Origin of the sequence: Albidovulum sp., from assembly GCF_049646345.1 — a bacterium.
GTDB lineage: Bacteria > Pseudomonadota > Alphaproteobacteria > Rhodobacterales > Rhodobacteraceae > Albidovulum.
This window is the reverse complement of record NZ_JBARVQ010000259.1, coordinates 1-2,448: the sequence shown is the minus strand read 5'-3', so window position 1 is coordinate 2,448 and position 2,448 is coordinate 1. Positions and strand designations below refer to the sequence as shown.

Sequence of the window (2,448 nt, the reverse complement as noted above, 5' to 3'; positions counted from 1 at the left end):
CTTGGTCAATTTCACAATTGAAGGGTAAGCGCTCAATCTCCTGGTGATCGTTCCCGGGATTGACATCACTGCCCTTGGTGGCCGACGCTAGGCGTCGGTTGCGGCGATGTTCCAGGGCAGAAGTTTTTCGATTGCCGCGTCATCTGTCGCGGCAATGGCGGCGGGCAGGTCAGCGAATACGTGGGCGAGATAGGCGTAAGGCTCCAGGCCGTTTGCCTTGGCGGTTTCGATGAGGCTGTAGAGGCGGGCAGACGCTTCGGCGCCGGCGGGTGTGTCGGCGAACAGCCATGCTTTTCTTCCGTAAGCGATCGAACAACCACTTCTACCGGCGCCCTTCATTTCCTGCGAGGCTGACGGTGTTGGCAATGATGCGGGGTGGTTATGGCTGGGCGGGGATTGACGGAGAAGCAGCATATCTGGCTGAAGCATGTTGACGATTGTACGGCGTCCGGGGTGTCGATGCGCGCATATGCGGACCGGCACGGGCTTGATGTGCAGCGTTTCTATGTCTGGAAGAGCCAGCTGAAGCAGCTTGGCGTGCTGGCCCATAATCGGGCGAAGTCGAATGACATTGATCAACCGCCGCCGTCTGCTCTTTCGCCGTTGATCCGCGCGCAGGTCGTGTCGCGGCCATCCGGGAACCAGCAGCAGCCGACAATGTGCGCGGCGCGGGTGACGCTGGCCAATGGTAAGCGATCAATCTTCCCCTTCTTCCGTGGCGCGGGAGATCGTGCACATTGTCGTGCATGGCGGATCGTGGATTGACATCGACTGGACAGTATTGGCTTGAGCACGTCGAGGCGTGTGCGGCAGGTGGTGGCTCGATGAGGGCCTACGCGGAGCGGCACGGGCTCAGTCTGCAAAGCTTTTATTGCTGGAAAGGGCAGTTGAAGAAGCGCGGATTGCTCTCAGGAGCGCCCTCATCAACGGGTGGCAACGCGTTTGCGCCCATCACGTTTTCAGCTTCGCCCGAGCCTGATACGACATCCAGGCCAAGCGCGCGCATTTCACTTTCCAACGGCATCACGATCGAGGTGCCGGCGGGCGTTTCGCCGGAGGCGCTTGGCCGCTTGATCGGGGCTGCGATGGCGGTGCCGGCAAGCGATGGTTCGCGTTCATGATGCGGCCTGCGAACGATCTCGACACCGTTTGGCTGGCGCGCGACCCGGTCGACTTTCGCAAGGGCATCAACGGTCTTTCCATCCTGGTCGAAGACCAGCTGTCCAGCGATCCGTTTTCGGGTCAGTTGTTCGTGTTCACGAACAAAAAGCGCGACAAGGTCAAGATCCTTTACTGGGAGCGTTCGGGTTTTTGCCTGTGGCAGAAGCAGCTCGAGAAGGAGCACTTCAAGTGGCCGGAGCATCTTACTGGCGCGCCGCCGCCGGCCAATCAGGTCAACTCTGCTGACCCGGCGCGCGGATCATGCGGCACAACCGGTGCAAGTGGCACGTCCACGATTGTGTTGGATGGCCAGCAGCTCAATTGGCTGCTCGACGGTTACGATCTTGCGGCCATGCGGCCACACCGCTCCTTATGTTATCGAACGGTGCTGTAGATCGTGCCGTTTCCGATGGGTTGGCGGCGACCAAATCATATAAAATCGCCGGCATGACGCTATCGGTTGCCGATCTTCTTCAGGAAAACCATTCCCTCAAGCAGCACATTGCGCTGCTCGAAGAGAAGCTGCGGCTTGCGTCGCAGAAACGGTTCGGCACCAGCTCGGAAAAATCCGATGACGATCAACTCGGCCTGTTTAACGAAGCTGAGCAGGCATCGTGTGACGACGCCAGCCCCGAAGCGACAGCCTCTGACGAGACGACCGTCGTTCCCGAGCACACGCGCAAAAAGCCGGGCCGCAAGCCGCTACCGGATCATCTTCCACGCACGCGCGTTGAGCACGACATTGCCGAGGCTGCCAAGCTCTGCGCCTGTGGTTGCCGCAAAACCAAAATCGGCGAAGAAGTCTCTGAGCAACTCGACATCATCCCGGCCAAGATCCAGGTCTTGCAACACGCGCGCTTCAAATACGCCTGCCGCGCCTGCGAGGGAACGGACGATGACGGCCCGACGGTAATAACGGCGCCGATGCCGCCACAACCGATCCCGAAGTCGAATGCCTCTGCCGGCCTGCTGGCCTACATCGCGACGTCCAAGTTCTGCGATGGCCTGCCGCTCTATCGCCTGGAAAAGATGTTTCCGCGGATCGGCGTTGTGCTGCTGCGCGCAACGATGGCGTACTGGATGATCCGTTGCGGTGACCTGATTGAGCCGCTCATCGCCAAGATGAATGCCGCACAGATGGCTCACGATATTATCCAGATGGACGAGACAACGGTGCAGGTTCTCAAGGAGAAAGGGCGCAGCCCCCAATCGCAATCCTACATGTGGGTCAGGCGTTCTGGTTGCCCGCCTTCGGCAGGACGCAGCCCACCGCACCAACCGGTCATT

At 60.0% G+C, this 2,448-nt stretch carries 4 protein-coding genes and 1 pseudogene; 4 read left to right on the top strand and 1 reads right to left on the bottom strand.

Going from position 1 to position 2,448, the window contains the following annotated elements; translation table 11 throughout:
* Nucleotides 1-87: 87 nt before the first annotated feature.
* Nucleotides 88-300 (bottom strand): annotated as a pseudogene (locus WBB85_RS06190) (transposase domain-containing protein); the annotation flags it as partial.
* 81 nt (nucleotides 301-381) lie between these two features.
* Between WBB85_RS06190 and tnpA (WBB85_RS06185) the strand changes: the two are divergent.
* The 4 genes from tnpA (WBB85_RS06185) to tnpC form a co-directional block, all read left to right on the top strand.
* Nucleotides 382-765, top strand: coding sequence for an IS66 family insertion sequence element accessory protein TnpA (gene tnpA, locus WBB85_RS06185; protein ID WP_432637757.1), 384 nt, complete (start codon nucleotides 382-384; stop codon nucleotides 763-765).
* Nucleotides 766-824: 59 nt separating this feature from the next.
* Nucleotides 825-1,121: an IS66 family insertion sequence element accessory protein TnpA gene (gene tnpA / locus WBB85_RS06180; RefSeq protein ID WP_432637756.1), complete on the top strand. Its 297-nt coding sequence runs from the start codon at nucleotides 825-827 to the stop codon at nucleotides 1,119-1,121.
* The gene (gene tnpB, locus WBB85_RS06175) at nucleotides 1,118-1,555 is read left to right on the top strand and encodes an IS66 family insertion sequence element accessory protein TnpB (protein WP_432637755.1); all 438 of its coding nucleotides are present in this window, start codon (nucleotides 1,118-1,120) and stop codon (nucleotides 1,553-1,555) included. Before tnpA (WBB85_RS06180) ends, tnpB begins: the two co-directional genes overlap by 4 nt.
* A 53-nt stretch (nucleotides 1,556-1,608) precedes the next feature.
* On the top strand, nucleotides 1,609-2,448 hold an 840-nt coding region (tnpC, locus tag WBB85_RS06170), incomplete at its 3' end, for an IS66 family transposase (RefSeq protein ID WP_432637754.1).